Source organism: Microbacterium ginsengisoli (assembly GCF_000956535.1).
Lineage (GTDB): Bacteria > Actinomycetota > Actinomycetes > Actinomycetales > Microbacteriaceae > Microbacterium > Microbacterium ginsengisoli.
The window spans coordinates 65,186-84,156 of the sequence record NZ_JYIY01000069.1 but is presented as its reverse complement, the minus strand read 5'-3'; the positions used below and the strand labels follow the sequence as shown (position 1 = coordinate 84,156).

19 protein-coding genes are annotated in these 18,971 nt (G+C 71.6%); 6 read left to right on the top strand and 13 right to left on the bottom strand.

What is annotated here, in order from left to right:
* Positions 1–218: 218 nt before the first annotated feature.
* The 7 genes from RR49_RS06150 to ald all read right to left on the bottom strand — a co-directional run bounded on the left by RR49_RS06150 (position 219) and on the right by ald (position 5,913).
* A complete protein-coding gene (locus RR49_RS06150; protein ID WP_048809191.1) occupies positions 219–830 on the bottom strand; it encodes a signal peptidase I in 612 nt (203 codons plus the stop codon).
* Positions 827–1,498 carry a hypothetical protein gene (locus tag RR49_RS15830; protein ID WP_045247179.1) on the bottom strand — a complete coding sequence of 224 codons (672 nt, stop codon included), beginning with the start codon at positions 1,496–1,498 and terminating at the stop codon, positions 827–829. Before RR49_RS15830 ends, RR49_RS06150 begins: the two co-directional genes overlap by 4 nt.
* On the bottom strand, positions 1,495–2,388 hold the full coding sequence (locus RR49_RS06140) for a hypothetical protein (RefSeq protein ID WP_045247178.1): 894 nt from the start codon (positions 2,386–2,388) through the stop codon (positions 1,495–1,497). Before RR49_RS06140 ends, RR49_RS15830 begins: the two co-directional genes overlap by 4 nt.
* 19 nt (positions 2,389–2,407) lie before the next feature.
* Positions 2,408–2,965 (bottom strand): hypothetical protein, encoded by a 558-nt coding sequence (locus RR49_RS06135; protein WP_045247177.1) that lies wholly within the window; start codon positions 2,963–2,965, stop codon positions 2,408–2,410.
* 13 nt (positions 2,966–2,978) lie between these two features.
* Positions 2,979–3,539 (bottom strand): alternate-type signal peptide domain-containing protein, encoded by a 561-nt coding sequence (locus RR49_RS15400; RefSeq protein ID WP_048809190.1) that lies wholly within the window; start codon positions 3,537–3,539, stop codon positions 2,979–2,981.
* A gap of 202 nt (positions 3,540–3,741) precedes the next feature.
* A complete protein-coding gene (gene add / locus RR49_RS06125) occupies positions 3,742–4,782 on the bottom strand; it encodes an adenosine deaminase (RefSeq protein ID WP_048809189.1) in 1,041 nt (346 codons plus the stop codon).
* A gap of 45 nt (positions 4,783–4,827) precedes the next feature.
* Positions 4,828–5,913 carry an alanine dehydrogenase gene (ald, locus tag RR49_RS06120; RefSeq protein WP_045247175.1) on the bottom strand — a complete coding sequence of 362 codons (1,086 nt, stop codon included), beginning with the start codon at positions 5,911–5,913 and terminating at the stop codon, positions 4,828–4,830.
* Between the two features lie 156 nt (positions 5,914–6,069).
* Here ald and RR49_RS06115 point away from each other — a divergent pair, with 156 nt between their 5' ends.
* The gene (locus tag RR49_RS06115; protein WP_045247174.1) at positions 6,070–6,540 is read left to right on the top strand and encodes an Lrp/AsnC family transcriptional regulator; all 471 of its coding nucleotides are present in this window, start codon (positions 6,070–6,072) and stop codon (positions 6,538–6,540) included.
* 22 nt (positions 6,541–6,562) lie between these two features.
* On the opposite strand, the gene RR49_RS06110 is transcribed toward RR49_RS06115, so the two are convergent.
* Genes RR49_RS06110 through dhaK form a run of 3 tightly spaced genes read right to left on the bottom strand, consistent with a single transcriptional unit; the run spans position 6,563 to position 8,920 of the window.
* Positions 6,563–7,291 (bottom strand): HPr family phosphocarrier protein, encoded by a 729-nt coding sequence (locus tag RR49_RS06110; protein ID WP_045247173.1) that lies wholly within the window; start codon positions 7,289–7,291, stop codon positions 6,563–6,565.
* A complete protein-coding gene (dhaL, locus tag RR49_RS06105) occupies positions 7,288–7,926 on the bottom strand; it encodes a dihydroxyacetone kinase subunit DhaL (RefSeq protein WP_045247172.1) in 639 nt (212 codons plus the stop codon). Before dhaL ends, RR49_RS06110 begins: the two co-directional genes overlap by 4 nt.
* Before the next feature lies 1 nt (position 7,927).
* The gene (dhaK, locus tag RR49_RS06100; RefSeq protein WP_045247171.1) at positions 7,928–8,920 is read right to left on the bottom strand and encodes a dihydroxyacetone kinase subunit DhaK; all 993 of its coding nucleotides are present in this window, start codon (positions 8,918–8,920) and stop codon (positions 7,928–7,930) included.
* 296 nt (positions 8,921–9,216) lie between these two features.
* On the opposite strand from dhaK, the gene RR49_RS06095 reads away from it, so the two are divergent.
* The 3 genes from RR49_RS06095 to RR49_RS06085 all read left to right on the top strand — a co-directional run bounded on the left by RR49_RS06095 (position 9,217) and on the right by RR49_RS06085 (position 13,076).
* Positions 9,217–9,969: an IclR family transcriptional regulator gene (locus tag RR49_RS06095; protein WP_045247170.1), complete on the top strand. Its 753-nt coding sequence runs from the start codon at positions 9,217–9,219 to the stop codon at positions 9,967–9,969.
* Positions 9,970–10,318: 349 nt separating this feature from the next.
* Positions 10,319–12,136: an AMP-dependent synthetase/ligase gene (locus tag RR49_RS06090; RefSeq protein ID WP_045247169.1), complete on the top strand. Its 1,818-nt coding sequence runs from the start codon at positions 10,319–10,321 to the stop codon at positions 12,134–12,136.
* Positions 12,137–12,179: 43 nt separating this feature from the next.
* A complete protein-coding gene (locus RR49_RS06085; RefSeq protein WP_045247168.1) occupies positions 12,180–13,076 on the top strand; it encodes a DUF1295 domain-containing protein in 897 nt (298 codons plus the stop codon).
* 717 nt (positions 13,077–13,793) lie between these two features.
* On the opposite strand, the gene RR49_RS06080 is transcribed toward RR49_RS06085, so the two are convergent.
* Complete coding sequence (locus RR49_RS06080) at positions 13,794–14,837, bottom strand: nucleoside hydrolase (protein WP_048809187.1); 1,044 nt, start codon at positions 14,835–14,837, stop codon at positions 13,794–13,796.
* Positions 14,838–14,977: 140 nt separating this feature from the next.
* Between RR49_RS06080 and RR49_RS06075 the strand changes: the two genes are divergently transcribed.
* On the top strand, positions 14,978–15,436 hold the full coding sequence (locus RR49_RS06075; RefSeq protein WP_045247167.1) for a MarR family winged helix-turn-helix transcriptional regulator: 459 nt from the start codon (positions 14,978–14,980) through the stop codon (positions 15,434–15,436).
* A gap of 72 nt (positions 15,437–15,508) precedes the next feature.
* Here the strand turns inward: RR49_RS06075 and RR49_RS06070 are convergent, their stop codons facing one another.
* Positions 15,509–17,002, bottom strand: coding sequence for an L-serine ammonia-lyase, iron-sulfur-dependent, subunit alpha (locus RR49_RS06070; protein ID WP_045247166.1), 1,494 nt, complete (start codon positions 17,000–17,002; stop codon positions 15,509–15,511).
* 296 nt (positions 17,003–17,298) lie between these two features.
* On the opposite strand from RR49_RS06070, the gene RR49_RS06060 reads away from it, so the two are divergent.
* A complete protein-coding gene (locus RR49_RS06060) occupies positions 17,299–18,459 on the top strand; it encodes a geranylgeranyl reductase family protein (RefSeq protein ID WP_045247164.1) in 1,161 nt (386 codons plus the stop codon).
* Positions 18,460–18,491: 32 nt separating this feature from the next.
* Here the strand turns inward: RR49_RS06060 and RR49_RS06055 are convergent, their stop codons facing one another.
* Complete coding sequence (locus RR49_RS06055) at positions 18,492–18,953, bottom strand: winged helix-turn-helix transcriptional regulator (RefSeq protein ID WP_045247163.1); 462 nt, start codon at positions 18,951–18,953, stop codon at positions 18,492–18,494.
* Positions 18,954–18,971 lie beyond the last annotated feature (18 nt).

Genomic DNA, 18,971 nt, shown 5'->3' with positions numbered 1-18,971 from the left:
GGGCCACGGCGGGACCGACCAGGCCCGCCACGGCGGCGCGAACGGCGCCGCACATCCGCACGGCGGCCGGCCCGCGGCATCCGACGGCACGGCCGCACGCCCTGCGGGCGCCCGCCGGCACCGTCGCGCCAGCCGCCCCTGACGCGACGCCGCACCGAGGTCTCGCGGCCCCGGGTCTGTCGCTCCGACCGACCGACCCGGGGCAGCGGCATCCCGTCTCAGTGCACTCGACGGGTGCCGCGATCGGCGGCGGCGCGGGCACGACGCCGATCACGATGGGCGGAGATCAGCGTCACGACGCCGTAGAGGAGGAGCGCGCCGACCACGATCGGGATCACCCACATGCGCCAGTCACCGACCAGGATGTTGTTGATCCATCCGATGTAGGGCACGGCGTACCAGAGCTTGCCCACGACCTGCGCGGCGAGCACCGGCTTCGCGTCGTCGATATTGTTCGCGTCGCCGCGGGTGAGGAACAGGGGGGCGCCGTCGCCCGACGCACCGATGCCCACGATGCGGTGGGTGACGACCGCGGGCTTGCCCGATTCGAGCTGATACGTGACGACGTCACCGGTACGCAGCGTCGACGGATCGACGGGCCGAACGACGACGAGGGTGCCGGGGGGATACAGCGGCACCATCGACCCGGTGAGCACAGTGTAGGCGCGTGATCCCGTCACGGCCGGCACGGCGATGACGACGATCGCGATCAACGCGACGATCACCAGCAGAGCCCAGGACAGTCCCGCCGCGATCATCCGCACCACGGAGACCCGCTCTCCGGATCGGTGGCGCACCGCGCGGCGGGTGGCGGGGAGGGTGTCGGTCATCTGTGGTGCTCCCTGCGTCTCACCGAGAGCACGGCGCCCGCGCCCAGTGCGCCGAGGCCGGCGAGCAGCACGGTGCGCAGCGTGTCGCCGTCGAACCAGCCCGTGCGCGGCAGTGCCGACACCGACGGCGCGGGCGGGGACGCGACGGGGCAGGTCGAGGCCGGCGGTGCCGTCATCGCGTCGCTCGCGGTCGAGACGACCTCGAACGACACCGCCGTGTTCTGCGCGGTGCTCAATCCCGGTGAGACGGCGAGCGAGAGCGTCACCGGGATCACCTCGCCCGGTGCGAGTCGCGCCGACGCCAGTGCGAGACATCCGGTGACCTCACCGAGCTGCTGCGGGGCGTCCCCTCCTCCCGCGATGCTCGTCGCGAGCAGCAGGTCGCGCGAGCTCGAGGACACATCGGTGGCGAAGAGGGCGACGGATGCCGCGGTGCTCCGGTCGTTGCGCACCGAGAACGTGGCGTCGAAGGCGGATCCCGGCACAGGACGCCAGGACGCGGGCACGATGTCGAGCGGGCCGGATGTCCACGTGGAGCCGTCGGCGCTGAAGGAGAGCCCCGGTTCGCCTGCCGCCGTGGCGGCCCGCGCGACGGCAGGCGCGGCCGCCGGCGCGAGCGGGAGCGCTGCCGCGGTGAGCACGGCGAGCAGCGCGACGGAGCCGGTCATGTGCACTGCACCCCCAGGCCGAGCCCGAGCACCGACACATAGGTCAGATGAGCGATGCCGACGTACACCGTGGTACTCCCAGCGGTGTAGCTCACGGTGACGTAGTGGTCGCCCGCGCTTCCGCCGAGGAGGGCGTTGGTGATCGTGCGGGTGGCGGTTCCGGCGGGCACACCCGTCGCTGTCGAGGTGGCACCGGTGTCGAGCGTGAAGGTGTACGTACCCGAGACCGGCGCGGTGTAGGTGACGGTGGCGGACTGTGCAGCGACGTTGAGGATGCCCGGGTTGGTCAGGCACGACATCCACCCCGTGCTCGTCGCGGTCAGCGACGCCGACTGCGACGTGCTCCAGTTCTGCTGCGCGGGGGTGAGGGTCAGGGTGGCGGCGGCTGCGGGGCTCGGCGGGGCGGCCCCGCTGGCGGTGCTCGCGACGACACCGGCGACCACGATCTTCAGGCAGGCGTAGGTGGTGGCGCCCGGCGCCGGAAGGTTCGTCGAGAGGGTCGCGGATGCCGCGGCGAGCATGTTCTGCGCGGTGACGCCGCTGTAGGTGGCATCCGTCGCGCAGGTCGAGGCGCTCGCGGCCGAGGTGATCTGCACGGTGGCGGTGGCCCCGCTGCCGAGGGAGTTCGTTCCGGGCGCCGTGGCGACGGCGACGCTCGCCCACGGCGTGGTGCCCGAGTTGGCCATGCTCACCGCGGCGTACTGGGTGCCGGTGCGCCCGAAGAACGACACCGCGGTCGCGCCGGGAGCGGTGACCGCGAAGGTGCGACTCGATGCCGCGACCGTCGTCTGCGCGCTGACGGACCAGTAGGCGAACGCGGCCGCCGGTGCGAGCACCGCGAACGCACAGGCCGCCGCGATGGCGGCGATGGCGGCGGTTCTGCGGGTCATGGCGGTGCTCGATGTCCGGTCACGGCGATGTCTGGGAGCCGGTGAGGGTGAGGGTGGGCGACGCGCTGGCGGCGAAGGTTCCATTGGGGGCCGTCGCCGGAAGCGACTGCCAGACGCAGAGGGTGGCACTCGCCCCTGACGCCAGCGTCGGGGCCGTCGTCGGTGAGGTGAGACCGCCGGCGAGACTCCACGTCCACAGCCCCGACGCCGGCGGGGTCGCCGCGCAGGTCGCGCTGGTCTGCGTGGCGAAACTCACCACGACGTTGCCGCCGAGATTCGATGACGACGGCCCGGCGAGGGCGACGGCGGCTCCGAGGCGCAGCCCGACGGCGCCGCCGTTGGTGACGGTCCTCACCGCGATGAGGTCGGCCGGCCCGCCCGGATACACCCCGGCAGGGGTCACGGGCGTTCCGGCGGTGATCGCGAGCGAGGGCGTTCCGATCGTGACCGTGGCGGGGCTGACGCTCGTCGCGGACGAGAACGATCCGTAGGTACCGGGCGCGACGACCACGGCGAGCACGACAGCCCCGAGGATCAGGGATGCCGCACTCACCGCGGTCGTGGTGCTCCCGCGCATGACCGTCGGCTGGTTACGGAGCGACCTGGGTGAGGGTCAGGCCGATCTGCGACAGCGAGATCGTCGAGTCCACGCCGACCTGATCGCCGGTCGATCCGAACGGCCAGGAGATCGTGGTCGTCACGCTGAGCGAGGTCGTGCCGTCCGGAATCGCGTACGACCCGGCCGACGGGGTGATCGTCGTGCCCGATTGGTCCTTGACCGTGTACGTCGGCGTCGCGCCGAGAAGGGTCTGCAGGCCCGAGCTCGACGACGTGAGGGCACCGCCCGTCAGCGCTGCCGAGACCGCCAGGTTCGTGCCGACCGCCGTCACCGGGAAGATGGCCGCGTACTGCAGCGTGTCACCAGGAACAGCGAGGTAGCTCGCCGTGTCGACGCTCGTGAAACTGGACCCGAGGTACTTCTCCACCGACCAACCCGACGACGACGCCGTGCCGATCGTCAGCTGACCGGTCGTGACCTGCGCCGGCGTGACCGTCGCCTGCGAGCTCCAGTACGCGAGCGATCCTCCGCCTCCGAAGAGCAGGACGACACCCGCCGCGATCGCCAACGTGCCTTTTGTTGCCTTGTTCATGTTGTCTCCCCAATGAGATCGCCAGGGAGACTCCACCGTCCCCCTGTGCCGCACCCCGAGCGATTCCCCCTCGCTCTCCCCAAGTGCGTGGCGGCACTCTACGCCGCCGCATCCAGGGTCACACCAGGCCATTGCCTCACGTCCTCGTGCGCCGTATGCTCTATCGTCCTCGTCGGCGCCGACGACGAGCGGATGCCGCGGCTCAGCCCGCGAGCGCCGCGTCGAGCGTGAGGAACTGTGCGCGGAACTCCGCCCGCAGACGTGCCTTCTGGGCGTCGTCGCACCACGCGGCATCCACCCCGTTCAGGGCGATGCGCTTGGCGGTCTCGGCCGAGACGCCCATCTCGAGCAGGCCCTCGGTGTACTCGCGTCCGAGGTCGGTGCGGAAGAACATGGCGTCGTCGGTGGAGACGGTCACGGTCAGGCCCGCCTCGATCATGCCGCGGATGCGGTGCGAGGGGTCGAGGTGCCAGCCGGTGCAGATGGTGGTGGAGATCGGGGTGGTCGTGAAGGCGACCCCGCGCGCGAGGGCGAGCTCGACGAGCGCCGGGTCGTCCATGATGCGGTAGCCATGGTCGAGGCGGTCGCAGTCGAGCACCTCGAGCGCGTCGCGCACCGCCGACGGCAGCGCCCGATCGGTCTCGGCGACGTGGGCGGTGCGGAGCAGGCCGTGGGCGGCGGCGAGCGCGTAAGCGTCGGCGAAGCGCGCCGGGTCCTCGGTGTCCTCGGGGGTGAGGTCGTCCTGGCCGATGCCGACGACCTCGGGGCGCGGGTGCGCGAGCACCTGCCGCACCATCTCGACGGCGCTCTCGGGCGACTCGCGGCGGTTGATCGCGGCGATCACCCGGAAGCCGACGCCGTAGTCGGTCTCGGCGCGACGCAGTCCGTCGATGATCGGGTCGATCACGTCGGGGTAGGCGAGGCCGCGCGACGCGAAGTACTGCGGGTTGACGAAGTATTCGCGGTAGCGCAGATTGCCGTCGGCGACCGCCGAGCGCACGCCTTCGTAGGCGACGCGGGCGAAGTCGTCGGGCGCGCGCAGCACGTCGTGCGCGGCCCGGAACGCCACCAGGAAGTCGCGCAGGTCGTCGAAGTCGAACAGCGTCGCGGGGTCGGTCGAGCGCAACGCGACGCCGTACCGGTCGGCGAGCTCGATGAACAGCGGCGCGTTCATCGTCGACGCGAAGTGGCAGTGCAGCTCGGTCTTGGGCAGCAGCCGCAGATAGTCCGGATACGCGATCACGAGCGCGAGCGTACGTGGCCCGTATGTCGGGCGGATGTCGCTCGATTACAGGCCGAGGGCTGCCTTCACCCCCGCGTTGACGACCTCGCCGCCGACGACGTTGAGACCCTTCGCGAGGGCCGGGTCGGCAGCGGATGCCGCGTCCCATCCCTTGTCGGCGATCGCGATGACGTAGGGCAGCGTGGCGTTCGCAAGAGCGCGGGTCGAGGTGTGCGGCACGGCGCCCGGCATGTTGGCGACGCAGTAGTACACGGAGTCGTGCACGGGGAACGTCGGGTCGTCGTGGGTCGTCGGACGGGAGCCTTCGAAGCATCCGCCCTGGTCGATGGCGATGTCCACGAGCACGGAGCCGGGCTTCATGGCGGCGACCATGTCGTCGGTGACGAGCTTCGGGGCGGCGGCCCCGGGGATGAGCACCGAGCCGATCACGAGATCGGCATCGCGCAGCTGCTCGGCGATCTCGTACCGGGTCGACGCGCGCGTCTGCACCTGGGTGCCGAAGCGGGCCTCGATGCGGCGCAGGGCCGGCAGGGAGACGTCGATGACGGTGACCTGGGCACCGAGGCCGAGGGCGTTGGCAGCCGCGTGCTCGCCGGCGACACCGCCGCCGATCACGACGACCTTCGCCCGCGGGGTGCCCGGCACGCCGCCCATGAGCTGGCCGCGGCCTCCGGAGGCGCGCATGAGGGCGTGGGCGCCGACGACGATCGAGAGGCGCCCAGCGACCTCGCTCATCGGGGCAAGGAGAGGGAGCGCACGGTCGGGGGTCTGCACGGTCTCGTAGGCGACGGCGGTCGTGCCGGCCGCGATGAGCGCCTCGGTGAGGGGACGGTCGGCGGCGAGGTGCAGGTAGGTGAAGAGGGTGAGGTCGGGGCGCAGCAGCGGGTACTCCGCGGCGATCGGCTCCTTGACCTTCACGAGCAGGTCTGCACCCGACCAGGTCTCCTCGGCGGTGGCGGCGATGACGGCGCCGGCGGCGCGGTACTCGTCATCGGAGAACCCGCTGCCGATGCCGGCTCCGGACTGCACGACGACCTCGTGGCCGCGGTGATGCAGAGCGTCGACGCCGGCGGGCGTGAGCCCCACCCGGTTCTCGTTGTTCTTGATCTCGGTCGGCACGGCGACGCGCATGTCGGGCTCCTCGGTTCCTCCGGCGGGTTGAGGGAAATATGGCAGACGGTTCGCTCGTTTGTGTTACATGCAGAATCTTCTGCGTCAGATTCGTCATATCGCCGTAGAGTTCTCTGGAAAACCCGCTCTTGTCCTCCAACTGTCGAAGGATCTTCGATGCCCGATGAGCTCGACCCGATCGATGAGCAGATCATCGAGACCCTCAGTCGCGACGCGCGGGCGACCAACGCGGCCCTCGCCGATCAGCTGGGCGTCGCCCCGTCGACCGCCCACGCCCGCACCCGCTCCCTCGTCGAACGAGGGGTACTGACGGGCTTCCACGCCGCCGTCGACCAGACCGCGCTCGGGCGCGGCCTCCAAGCGATCATCGGCGTGACCCTGCGGCCCGGGCAGCGTCAGGAGAACATCCGCGGGTTCGCCCAGGAGATCAGCCGGCACCCCGACGTCATCCAGCTCTTCTTCCTCGGCGGGGTCGACGACTTCCTCGTGCACATCGCCGTCGACACGTCGTCGTCGGTACGACGCTTCGTCGTCGATCAACTCTCGGCACGACCGAGCGTCGCCTCGACCCGCACGAGCCTGATCTTCGAGTACCACCGCAACGCCGTCGCCGCCGACTTCTCCTGATCCCGGCGACGGAGCCGACGCGTCAGGCCGCTTCGCCGAACCCGTCGGCGGCGAGGTCGTGCACGGCGGTGACCGCGGCGACCGCATCTGCCCCGTCCCCCGCGATGCGCAGCACATCGCCCTTCCCCGCGGCGAGCGACAGCAGTCCGATGAGGCTCGACGCAGACACCGGCCCTTTGCCCGAGGTCGCGTTGGTCACGGTGACCGCGGCGTCGAACCGGCCGACGGTCTTCACGACGGATGCCGCGGGCCGGGAGTGCAGCCCGACCTCGTTCACGAGGGTCACCTCGGCGACGGCCACCGCGGGGGCGACCTCGACCGGCGCCGCGGCGGGTGCGGCATCCGCCCCCGTCTCGGAGACGTCGTCCTGCCGCTTCGCATCGAGCGCGCGGCGCGCTTCGGCCGTGACCTCGTCGAGGGTGCCGCCGGTCACGGCCCGGACGATCCCGGCGGTCAACCCCTCGACGAAGGGCCCGTCGCTGATGCGCACGGGCACGGCGCTCTCCCGGAGATCCAGGGCGAGCGAGGAGCTCAGCACGGCCGAGCCCAGGTCGGTGACGATGAGCACCCCGTCGGTGTCGGCCAGCTCGTCGATCGCCTGCGCGATCGCGGCGGCGTCCGTGCCGAAGCCGCCCGCGGCGCCGGCCGCGACCCGCACCGGCGGCGCCTCGTCGTGCACCATCTGCAGGGCGAGGTCGACCGCCGCGTCGGCGAGCGTGGCGGAGTGCGAGACGACGACGAACCCGATCACGCGGCCAGCACTCCCGCCAGGGTCTCGAGCAGGATGACCGACGACGATGCCCCCGGATCGAGATGCCCGGCACTGCGCTCCCCGAGGTACGAGGCACGACCCTTGCGCGCCACGAGCGGTTCGGTCGAGTCGCGTCCGGCCTCTCCGGCGCGGGCAGCGGATGCCGCGGCATCCGCTGCACTTTCACCCTCCGCCGCCGCGGCGGCGAAGGCCGCGACAGCGGGGGTGAGCGCGTCGATCATGGTCTTGTCGCCGATCTCGGCGTGACCGCGCGAGACGATGCCGGCGACGCCGGCGGCGAGCGCGTCGGCGAACTGCGCGGCGGTGACCTCGGAGTCGGCGGGCAGCGCCTTGGCCGCCTCGAGGAAGAGGGTGCCGTAGAGCGAGCCACTCGCCCCACCGACGGTCGAGATGAGGGTCATCCCGACCGACTTCAGCAGGGCGGGAGCCGTGTCAGGCACGCCGGCGTCGAGCTTCGTGACCACGGCGGTGAAGCCGCGGGCCATGTTCGTGCCGTGGTCGGCGTCGCCGATGGCCGAGTCGAGCTCGGTGAGCCAGGCGGCCTTCTCGTGCAGGGCGGCGGAGGCGGCGCGCAGCCACGCCTCGAGCTGGGCGACGGTGATGACGTCTGCCATCTCAGCGCCCCCAGCGCAGCGCGGAGGTCACGACCGGGGCATCCCAGAGGCGCAGGATCTCGTCGTCGGCCTTCACCAGCGTGAGCGAGGCGCCGGCCATGTCGAGGCTCGTGACGTAGTCGCCGACGAGTGTGCGCGCGACCGTGACGCGCTTGGCCTCGAGGGCCTTCGCGATCTCGCCGTAGGTGAGGTAGAGCTCGATGAGCGGCGTGCCGCCGAGGCCGGTGAGCAGGGCGATCACGGGCGATCCAGTGAAGTCGAGGTCGTCGGTGATGGCGGTGACGATCGTCTCGGCGATGTCGTGAGCGGATGCCAGCGGCACCCGCTTGCGGCCCGGCTCGCCGTGGATGCCGACACCGACCTCCATCTCGTCCTCGGGCAGCTCGAAGCTCGGCTTGCCGTTGGCCGGCACGGTGCAGCTCGTGAGCGCGACGCCCATCGAGCGTCCATTCGCGGCGACCTTCTCGGCGATGCGCTTGACCTCGGCGAGGGGCAGGCCTTCGGCCGCGGCGGCGCCGGCGACCTTCTCGACGACGAGGGTGGTGCCGACGCCGCGACGACCCGCGGTCCAGGTGGAGTCCTCGACGGCGACGTCGTCGGCCACGACGACCGACTCGACGATCACGCCCTCCTCGCGGGCGAGGTCGGCGGCCATGTCGAAGTTGAGCACGTCGCCGGTGTAGTTCTTCACGATGAACAGCACGCCCGAACCGGAGTCGACCTTCGTCGCGGCGGCGAGCATCTGGTCGGGGGTGGGCGAGGTGAACACCTCACCCGCGCACGCGGCGTCGAGCATGCCGTCGCCGACGAAGCCGCTGTGCAGGGGCTCGTGGCCCGAGCCTCCGCCGGAGACGAGGGTGACGCGACCGGCGCGCGGTGCGGTGCCGAACACGACGCGGTTCTCGAAGTCAACGTCGAGTTCGGGGTGGGCTGCGGCGACCCCGTGCAGCGCGTCGGCGAGGACGTTGGCCGGGTCGTTGATGAGCTTCTTCATGCGCGGATCTCCTGCTCGTTTCAGGCCTCGGTCGTCGAGGCGTTGTCGATGCGCGCGACGGATCGGGATCGCCCGCCGGCGTCACAGCAGGGGGTGTCCGCGACGCGCATGCGCCGCGTGCTGATGTCGTCCATGACTCACGCTCCCCTGTGAACGATGTGTGGATCGACGGTGCAATTTTCGACATTGTCGAATCCACTTCGCTAATATCGAAGCATTGTCGCGTCGGACGCCGGTGTCAAGAGGCATCCCGACGGTGCGTCCCCTGAGGATGCTGAATGCGGAAGGAGAGCCCCATGATCCAGTCGATCGACCGTGCCGCGCGCATCCTCGGGCTCCTGCAGGGCGCGCGGCGACTGGGCGTCAGTGACCTCGGCGCCGCGCTCGGACTCCCCCCGTCCACCGTGCACGGGCTCGTGAAGTCGTTGCAGGCCCACGGGCTCGTCGCGCAGGAACCCGACGGCAACCGCTACATGCTCGGGCCGGCACTGCTCAAGCTCTCGAGCGTCTACCTCGACACCCTCGATGTGCGCTCGCGCTCCATCCGGTGGATGCACGCACTGTCGCAGCGCACCGGCTTCGCCACCCGGCTCGGGGTGCCGCTGCTCGGCGACGTGCTCGTCATCCACCACGACCGGCGCCCCGACGGCTCCGAGCAGATGCCCGAGACCGGCATCACTCTGCCCGTGCACGCGTCGGCGATCGGCAAGGTGCTGGCGGCCTATGACGACGACGTGCGCGGCGAACTGCTTGCACGCGAGCTCGCCGACCTCACCGACCACACAGTGACGGATGCCGCATCCCTCACGTCGGCGCTCGACGACATCCGAGCGGCGGCGCTCGCGTGGGAGATCGAGGAGGCCGTCGTCGGCGAATGCTCGGTGGCGGTGCCGGTCGTCGACGACACCGGACGGGTGATCGCCGCCGTGGTGCTCGTCGTGCCCGCCGACGCGCAGCCGGTGCCCGATGCGGCCCTGCGCGAGCTGCGCGATGCCGCGCGCGGCATCTCCCGCGAGCTCGGCGCGGCGACCTGGCCTCCGCGGGCCTGAGCGCCTCCCACCCCGCCCGACCCCGGCTCTCGAACCCCCTGGCCCCGCGCACAGTCGGAACTTCTCGCCGACACGCGGCGCCGCGGCATCCCGCACCGGCGCGGCGCCGAGAAGTTCCGACGCAGTGCGGGCATCGCGCCGTTCGCGGATTGCGCCGCCCGAGCCCGCGCCAGCCCCTGCCGCAGCCACAGCCCCAGCCGCAGCCCCTGCCCGACCCCAGAGCACATTCCGGCCCGAAGGGCAATCCACTTCGTCGACGGCTCCGAAACGCCAGTATGGGGTCACTTCTCCCTGCCCGCCTGCGGCCACGGAGTGACCCAGTGCCACGACGTTCCGACCGGAGGACACCATGCGGGAGCGCTCCACCGAACCCCTCGTCGACATCGACGGTTACCGCAACATCACCGACCTGCTGACCCGGCGCGCGGCGGCGGCGCCCGATCACGCGGCGTTCGATGTGCCGACCGGTGATGCGGAGCATCCGTGGCGACACGTCTCGACGGCCGACTATCTGCACCAGGTGCAGGCGCTCGCCAAGGGTCTGATCGCCGTCGGTGTCGGTGCCGGCGAGGCGGTCGCGATCATGGCGCCCACCCGCTACGAGTGGGCCGCCGCCGATCTCGCCGGGTGGTTCGCGGGCGCGGTGATCGTGCCGGTCTACGACACGTCGTCTCCCGACCAGGTCTCGGCGATCACGACCGATGCGCAGGTGCGGCTGGGCATCGCGGGCGGCGAGCGGCAGCGCGGCATCCTCACCGACGCGTTCGCCGCGACGGGTCTCGGCGACCTCGGCGTCTGGACGATGGATGCCTCGCCCGCCGACCTCGACGCGCTCACCGCACGCGGCGCCGCGATCGGCGACGACGTTCTCGAGGCGCGACGGCGTCACGCCGACCTCGACTCCCCCGCGACGATCGTGTACACGTCGGGCACGAGCGGCGAGCCGAAGGGTGCGATCCTCACGCACCGCAACTTCGTCGGCCAGGTCGCCAACATCGCCGCGGCGTACAGCGCGGTGGTGCACGAGGGCGGCAACACGGTCATCTTCCTGCCGCTCGCCCACGTGCTCGCCCGTGGCCTGCAGCTCATCTGCCTCTCGGGCGGGATGCGCATCGCGCACGTCGCGGACACGACCCAGGTCGTCGAGAGCCTCGGGGTGCTGCGGCCGACCTTCCTCGTGGTCGTTCCGCGGGTGCTCGAGAAGATCCGCGCAGCGGCGGGGGCGAAGGCCGATGCCGCTCACCTCGGCGCGGTCTGGCGCGGCGCCGTCGCGACCGCCGAGCAGTGGGGTGAGGCCGCCGAGTCGGGCGCGACGCCCGCGTTCGGGCTCCGGCTGCGCCGCCGGCTCTTCGACCGCCTCTTCTACGGGCGGCTGCGCGCGCTCATGGGCGGCCGGCTCGACTACATCCTCTCCGGCGGCGCCCCGCTCGCCGCCGACCTGTCGCTGTTCTTCCGCGGCCTCGGCGTGCCGGTGATCGAGGGCTATGGGCTCACCGAGACATCCGCGCCCCTGACCGGCAACCTGCCGGGGAACATCCGCTCGGGCACCGTGGGCTACCCGCTGCCCGGCTCGACCGTGCGCATCAGCGAGCGCGGCGAGATCCTCGCCCGGGGCGTCGGGGTGTTCGCGGGCTACCGCGACCCGCGGCACAACGCCGACGCGTTCGAGGACGGCTTCCTGCGCACCGGCGACCTCGGCCGGCTCGACGACGACGGCCGCCTCGTGCTCGAGGGCCGCCTCAAGGACGTCATCATCACCAGCACCGGCAAGACCGTCGTGCCGCAGGCGTGGGAGAACGCGGTCGAGGCACATCCCCTCGTCGCCCACGCGGTGACCGTCGGCGAGGGGCGTTCGTATCTGTCGGCCCTGCTCGTGCTCGACCCCGTCGAGACGCGCGCCTGGGCCCAGGAGAACGGTGTCTCGGTCGACGACACCGCGGGCGACGGGCTGTCGGTCATCGACGATCCCGCCCTCGTCGCGGCGCTGACTGCCGTGGTGGATGCCGCGAACTCCCGCGTCTCCCACAGTGAGAGCGTGCGGCGCTTCGCGCTCGTGCTCGCCGATCTCGACGACACGACCCTCGTCACCCCGACCCTCAAGATCAAGCGCACCGCGCTGCTCGACCGCGGCGCCGCCGTGATCGACGACCTCTACGCCCGCGCGTGAGCCGCGGCATCCCCTCGTTCCCTCAACCCGATCGGAGCACCCCATGTCCGTGACCCGCAAAGCCCTCCTCACGATCATCGTCGTGCTGGTGATCGGCGCGCTCGTCGCCGTCGCCGGAAGCCAGGGCGGGGCGACCGTCGGCGGGTTCCCGCTGTACGCGCTCGCCGTGATCGCCGCATTCGCGATCCAGGTGATCGTGTACATCCCGTCGCAGCTCGCACACACCGAGCACTTCTTCGACCTGACCGGGAGCCTCACGTTCGTCGTCATCTCCGCGGGCCTCGTGGTGCTGCATCCGACCATCGACGCGCGCGGCTGGGTGCTCGCGGCGATGGTGACGGTGTGGGCGCTGCGGCTCGGCACGTTCCTGTTCATGCGTGTGCGGCGCACGGGCGGCGACGACCGGTTCGACACGATCAAGCAGAACCCGGTGCGGTTCCTGCAGGTGTGGGTGATCCAGGGCGCGTGGGTGAGCCTGACGGCGTCGGCGGCGTGGATCGCCCTGTCGTCCGACCGGCCGGCGCCGCTCGAGTGGATCGCCTACGTCGGCATCGCGGTGTGGCTCATCGGCCTCGTGATCGAGATCGTCGCGGATGCCCAGAAGAACGCCTTCAAGGCGGATGCCGCGAACCGCGGTCGCTTCATCAGCACGGGCCTGTGGTCGCGGTCGCGGCATCCGAACTACTTCGGCGAGATCGTGCTGTGGGTGGGCGTGTTCCTCGTCGCCGCCCCGGTGCTGTCGGGCTGGCAGTGGGTCGCCGTGCTCTCGCCCCTGTTCGTCACCCTGCTGCTCACGCGGGTCAGCGGCATCCCCCTGCTCGAGGCGAAGGCGGAGCGGAAGTGGGGCGACGATCCCGCATACCGGGCGTACAAGTCCCGCACTCCCGTGCTGCTCCCGCGCCTCACAGCGCCGACGACGCGGGTCGCTGCGGCGGAGTGAGGGGGGCGACGTCCGGGTGGTGACGGCGGCCGGGTGGGGCGGCCGGCGAGTGCCGGGGTCGGGAAAGGGTCACCGAGGCGGGTGAGGGGAACGGCCCGGGTCGGCCGGTGATCGGCCACCGGACTCGGCCGGGCACAACGTCGGAAGTCTTCCCTGACGCGACGGCGACGGATGCCGCGGCGCGGCGTGCCGCCGAGAAGTTCCGACGTTGCGGGGCCGGGCGAGGCGGGTCGCGTCACCCCGATGTCATGCACGACTGGTGTGAAACCTATGAATCACAGAAAGGTAACGAGAAGGGCTTCCCTTCCGTTACCTCGCCGTTATAGAGTGCTCGCACGGTAGTTGTTTTGCTGTGGCAGCTACCGGCATGTGATTGCAGGACACTCTTGGTGCAAAAGGGACAAGGGCCGGTCGGGATCCCCGACCGGCCCTACTTTTTCGCCCGGATGCCCCCACCCGTCGCGCCCGCCAGGGGTTGCTGATCGCGGCATCCGACGCCGCTATGTCTTTCCACAGAACAGCCGGATTCGGGTGCACTCCGTTACCGCGTCGTTATACCGTGAGGACAGGTCGCCGTTGTGCTGTGGCGGCGGCCACATGTGATTGCAACACTCCTGGTGCAAGGGACACTGGGCCGGTCGAACCCCCATCGACCGGCCCTTTCCTTTTGCCCGGAAAGGGCCGGGGCCGCGCGTCTCGCGCCGGCCAGCTGACCGCTCAGCGCGACGTGAGGATCGCCGTCAGTGCGCGGAAGAACGCCTTTCCATGCACCCGCTCGATCGCCGTGGCATTCGGGGCATCCGATCGCCAGTCGAAGACGGTCGCCCCGCGGGTGAGCTCGCCACGCAGCTCGACGCCCACGCGATAGGGGCGCTCGACCTCGACGAGCGAGGGGTCGAGCGCGACGAGCACCGAGAGTGAGTCCGGATGCGTCGACCCGCCGATGCCCGCCGCCGAATCGAAGGCGAACGTCGCCTTGTTGGCCTGCACGAAGAACGCCGACAGGCGGGTGCCGAGGGCCTCGATCTCTGCGATTCGGCCGGCGTCGAACACCGTGTCGCGGATGGTCGTCGGGTCCCACGGCACGAACCGCAGGCTCGGGAATCCGGCTCCGACGACGATCGCCGCCGCCTCCGGATCGACGTAGATGTTGTACTCGGCGGCCGGCGTGATGTTGCCACGGCCGTTGATCGAGCCGCCCATGACGACGATCTCGCGCACGCGGGAGGCGAACTCCTCGTCGCGACGCACAGCGAGCGCGATGTTGGTGAGCGGTCCGATCGCGACGATGACGAGCTCGCCCGCGTACGCCCGGGAGAGTCGTAGCAGCGCGTCGACGGCGTGCTCCGAATCGACCTCGGTCGTGCCGGTGCGCCGCTGACCTCCGACGCCGTCTTCGCCGTGCACGTCGGTTGCGCTCACCCAGTCGGCCACGAGTGGGCGGGCGGCGCCGACGTGTACCGGCACGTCGCCGTCGCGCCCGGCGAGCTCGAGCGTGAGCAGTGCGTTCTCGGTCTGCTGCGCGAACCCGACGTTGCCTGCCACGATCGTGACCGCCTTCAGGTCGGCACGCTCATGCAGCGCCGCGGCCAGCAGCGCGAAGCAGTCATCGGCCGCCGTGTCGGTGTCGACGACGAGCGGGATGCGCCCGGACCTCGGGCGCGGCCCACCAGACCGACGGGCGGACGGCTGCGCCGGGGCGCCGGGACGCGCGGGGAGCGAGCCGGAGATAAGAGCTTGGAACAGCGGCGAATCACTCACCGACGTGACCTCCTGCCGGGTGGGTTGCGGGCGTCCACGGCATGGGGGCGGAGCGGCGGCTGCGGCATCCGACCCACTCGATCAAGCCTAGATCGCCTCCCGGGGCGCCACCGACCACCTGGGGACCGTACGCTATGCCCATGACCGATCGCCGTCTCGCCATCGACGCCTGGGAGAGCCTCTTCCGCGCGCAGCACGAGATCTTCGGCGAGATCTCCGGCGACTTCGTCGACGCCCCGCTCGAGCAGGACGAATACGACGTCCTGCTGACGGTCGTGCGGGCCCCCGAGATGACCGCCCGGCTGCGCGACGTCACCCGCAACCTGCTCATCAGCCAGCCGAGCGTGTCGCGCCTGGTCGATCGCATGGTCACCCGCGGGCTCGTCACCAAGTGCCCGGACCCCGAGGACGGCCGCGGCTCGCTCGTGCGCGCGACGGCGCAGGGGGCGCGGGCGTTCCGCAGCCTCGGTGCGCAGCACGCGCGCACCATCGTCGACCGCATGTCGACCCTCGACGACGCCGAGCTGCAGGCGCTGCTCGCCCTCACGACGAAACTGCGCGAGCCGGCCTGCCCGACCGAGCTCGGCGAGACCGCCTGACCGGCGGCCGCCGCCGTCTGCACGACGCGCGTCCGTCAGACCGGGGCCGCACCCGCCCGACCCGAGCCTGCGTCAGCACTCGATGACGTTGACGGCGAGTCCGCCCTCGCTCGTCTCCTTGTACTTCGTCGACATGTCGATGCCGGTCTGCCGCATCGTCTCGACCACCTGGTCGAGGGACACGAAATGCGAGCCGTCGCCGCGCAAAGCGAGGCGGGCGGCGGTGACGGCGGTGGATGCCGCGATCGCATTGCGTTCGATGCACGGGATCTGCACAAGACCCCCGACCGGGTCGCACGTGAGGCCCAGATGGTGCTCCATGGCGATCTCGGCGGCGTTCTCGATCTGCCGGTTGGTGCCGCCCATCACGGCGGTGAGCCCGCCCGCTGCCATGGCGCACGCCGATCCGACCTCGGCCTGGCAGCCACCCTCGGCTCCCGAGATCGAGGCGTTGGCCTTGAAGAGCGACCCGAGTGCGGTGGCGGTGAGCAGAAAACGACGGATGCCGCGGCGACGGTTCGCCTCGGCGACCACCGCGTCGTCAGCCGCCTCGGGAAGAGCGTGCGCGGCCTCGCCGGTGAAGCCGAGCAGCGCACTGCCGACCAGCTCGCCGTACGGGGTGACGGCGTTCCCCTGCCCGAGACCGGAATCGGCGAGGAAGCGCCACCAGTACATCGCGACGGCGGGGACGATGCCCGCGGCGCCGTTGGTCGGTGCGGTGACGACGCGCCCGCCGGCGGCGTTCTCCTCGTTGACGGCGAGCGCGAAGGCGCCCAGCCACTCCCCCGGCAGCTCCCGGTGGCCGTCGGCCTCGGCGGCCTCGAGCTGCGATCTGATCGCGTCGGCGCGCCGGGCGACCCGCAGCATCCCGGGCAGCGTGCCGGTCGCGTGGAGACCCGCGTCGACGCACGCCGACATGGCGTCCCAGATGCGGTCGAGCCCCGCCGCCACCTCGGCCTCGCCGCGCAGCGCCTCCTCGTTGCGGCGGGCGAGTTCGGCGATCGTGAGGCCGTGCTCGTCGCAGAGCGCGAGCAGGGTCGCCGCGTCGCCGTAGGAGAACGGGAGCGCCGCCGGGGAGACCGCGGCATCCTCGCCCTCGCGTCGGATGAAACCGCCTCCCACCGAGTAATACGTGTCTGCGGCGATCGTGACACCGGCATCGCCGGAGGCGACGAGCGTCATCGCGTTCGGGTGCCCGGGGAGCCGTGTGCGCGGCGCGAAGGCGATGTCGGATGCCGCGAACGGCACGGGGTGGTGCCCGGCGAGCCGCAGCGGCTCACCCTCGGGGTACCGGCTCCACGCGTCGCGCACATCGGCGGGATCGACCGTCTCGGGGGCGAGCCCGCGCAGCCCCGCGATGACAGCGTCGGGCGTGCGGTGACCGATGCCCGTCGCGCCGAGCGACCCGTAGAGCGTCACCGTCACCCGGCGCACCGCGGCGAGCCGGCCCGTGGCATCCAGCCGCAGCACGAAGTCGCGGGCGGCCCGCATCGGACCGACGGTGTGGGAGCTCGAGGGACCGATCCCGATCGAGAACAGCTCGAACGCCGAGACATAGGCACCCATGCGTTCGACCCTACGCCGGGGGTGCGAATTCTACTCCTCGACCCGCCTCCGGCGAGGGCCCTGGCACGAGCTCACGGCTGCGACGCAGACTGTCGGCATAGTTGGTATCGCCGTTCTCATTCTCCTCATCGGCCTCGTGCTGCTGCTCCTCGGTGTGTTCGTGAAGGCGGTCGGCTTCCTGCTGTGGCTCGGCGTGGTGCTGATCGTCATCGCGATCATCGCCGCACTCATCCGCTTCATCCGACGGCAGGTCTGATCCGCATCGCGCACCGAATCGGGTGCGCGAGAATGCCGGAGTGACCGCGGCATCCGATGACATCGTCTGGGACGTCGTCGTCGTCGGTGCCGGCCCCGCAGGCTCGTCGGCTGCCCGATGCGCGGCGGCCGGCGGCGCGAGCACTCTGCTCGTCGATCGGGCGACGTTCCCTCGCTACAAGACCTGCGGCGGCGGTCTGCTCGGGGTGAGTCGGCGTTTCCTGCCGCCCGAAGGAGTGGCCGCGATCGAGGCCGAGGTGGGCCGAGTCGTCTTCACGCACGACGGCGCGCGTCCGGTCGAGATCCGCCGCGACGAGCCGTTCCTCGCGATGGCGCGGCGCGAGCGTCTCGACGCGGCGCTCGTCACCGCCGCGCAGCGCGCGGGGGCCGTGTTCCGCGAGGGCGTCGCCGTGCAGCGGGTGGGGGCGGCATCCGCTGATCTCGTGGCGGTCGAGACGAGCGCGGGCGTGTTGCGGGCGCGGGTCGTGATCGGCGCGGACGGCGTCGGCGGACGGATCGCCCGCCACGTCGGAGTGACCCCCGCGCGCGTCGACCTCGGACTCGAGGACGAGCGGGAGCGCGGCCGGGCGCCGCGCGACGCGGTGCGCATCGACTGGGGTCCGGGCGCGGGCAGCTACGGCTGGCTCTTCCCGAAGGGCGAGGTCGATGAGGTGGGTGTGATCGAGGCGCGCGGGCGACCCGAGCAGACACGCGCCTACCTGGCCGCGTGGCTGCGCGAGACCGAGACGACGGATGCCGCGCCCCGCCACTCGAGCGGGCATCTCACGCAGTGGCGCACGGCGTCCTCGCCGTTGCGCCGCGGGGGCGTGCTCGTCGCCGGTGATGCGGCGGGCCTGCTCGAACCGTGGACGCGGGAGGGCATCTCCTTCGCGCTGCGGTCGGGTACCTGGGCGGGCGAGGCGGCGGCGCGAGCGGCGGCGGGCGACCCGGCCGCATTGGACGGGTACGTCGCGCGGGTCGAACAGGAGCTGCAGCCCGAGATCCGCACCGGCGCGCAGTTGCTCGCGGTCTTCGAGCGGCATCCGCGTCTCGTGCACGCCGCCCTCGGCCGGTCGCGGCGAGCCCGGCGCGCATTCGTCGAGTTCTGCGCGGGTGAGACGCCGCTCTCCGCGTACGCGATGCGCTGGTGGTTCCGTCTGGCGGTGAGCCTCCTCGGGCGGGGCGGATCGGCGACGGTCTGACGCGAACCGGGACCCGGTGCGCTGCCGCGGGATCAGGCGACGAGCGCCCCCGGCCCCGGGACGACCGCGACCTGCTCGCGATCGACCGCACGCCCGTGTGCATCGACGAAGGCGATGCGGACGTCACCCCCATCGCGAGCGTCGACATAGCGCGTGGCGGGCCCCCACGGCGACGCGACGTGGACGTCTCCCCACTGGCTGAGCGCGCCGAGCACCGGCAGAAGGGCGGCGCCGGCGGCGGTGAGCGTGTACTCGTCGCGCTGCCGCGCGCCCTCGTCGCGGTACGCGCGGCGCTCGATCACTCCGAGATCGACGAGCTTCGACAGCCGGTCGGAGAGCACATCGGGTGCCACCTCGAGCCGCGAACGGATGTCGGCGAACCGGGTCACACCGAGGGCGATGTCGCGCACGACGAGCAGCGCCCACTTCTCGCCGAGCACGACGAGGGTGCGGGCGATCGAGCAGCGTTCGTTGACGGGAGAGGGCGGCTTCACGCGTCCATCCTATCTGAG

What these genes read in the sequence shown, in the direction of transcription:
- RR49_RS15830 (WP_045247179.1), bottom strand. Translation starts at nt 1,498, where the DNA reads ATGACCGGCTCCGTCGCGCTGCTCGCCGTGCTCACCGCGGCAGCGCTC.
- RR49_RS06135 (WP_045247177.1), bottom strand. Translation starts at nt 2,965, where the DNA reads ATGCGCGGGAGCACCACGACCGCGGTGAGTGCGGCATCCCTGATCCTC.
- dhaK (WP_045247171.1), bottom strand. Translation starts at nt 8,920, where the DNA reads ATGAAGAAGCTCATCAACGACCCGGCCAACGTCCTCGCCGACGCGCTG.
- RR49_RS06085 (WP_045247168.1), top strand. Translation starts at nt 12,180, where the DNA reads ATGTCCGTGACCCGCAAAGCCCTCCTCACGATCATCGTCGTGCTGGTG.
- RR49_RS06140 (WP_045247178.1), bottom strand. Translation starts at nt 2,388, where the DNA reads ATGACCCGCAGAACCGCCGCCATCGCCGCCATCGCGGCGGCCTGTGCG.
- RR49_RS06090 (WP_045247169.1), top strand. Translation starts at nt 10,319, where the DNA reads ATGCGGGAGCGCTCCACCGAACCCCTCGTCGACATCGACGGTTACCGC.
- RR49_RS06115 (WP_045247174.1), top strand. Translation starts at nt 6,070, where the DNA reads ATGCCCGATGAGCTCGACCCGATCGATGAGCAGATCATCGAGACCCTC.
- RR49_RS15400 (WP_048809190.1), bottom strand. Translation starts at nt 3,539, where the DNA reads ATGAACAAGGCAACAAAAGGCACGTTGGCGATCGCGGCGGGTGTCGTC.
- RR49_RS06095 (WP_045247170.1), top strand. Translation starts at nt 9,217, where the DNA reads ATGATCCAGTCGATCGACCGTGCCGCGCGCATCCTCGGGCTCCTGCAG.
- ald (WP_045247175.1), bottom strand. Translation starts at nt 5,913, where the DNA reads ATGCGCGTCGCCGTGCCGACCGAGATCAAGAACAACGAGAACCGGGTG.
- RR49_RS06070 (WP_045247166.1), bottom strand. Translation starts at nt 17,002, where the DNA reads ATGGGTGCCTATGTCTCGGCGTTCGAGCTGTTCTCGATCGGGATCGGT.
- dhaL (WP_045247172.1), bottom strand. Translation starts at nt 7,926, where the DNA reads ATGGCAGACGTCATCACCGTCGCCCAGCTCGAGGCGTGGCTGCGCGCC.
- RR49_RS06150 (WP_048809191.1), bottom strand. Translation starts at nt 830, where the DNA reads ATGACCGACACCCTCCCCGCCACCCGCCGCGCGGTGCGCCACCGATCC.
- RR49_RS06075 (WP_045247167.1), top strand. Translation starts at nt 14,978, where the DNA reads ATGACCGATCGCCGTCTCGCCATCGACGCCTGGGAGAGCCTCTTCCGC.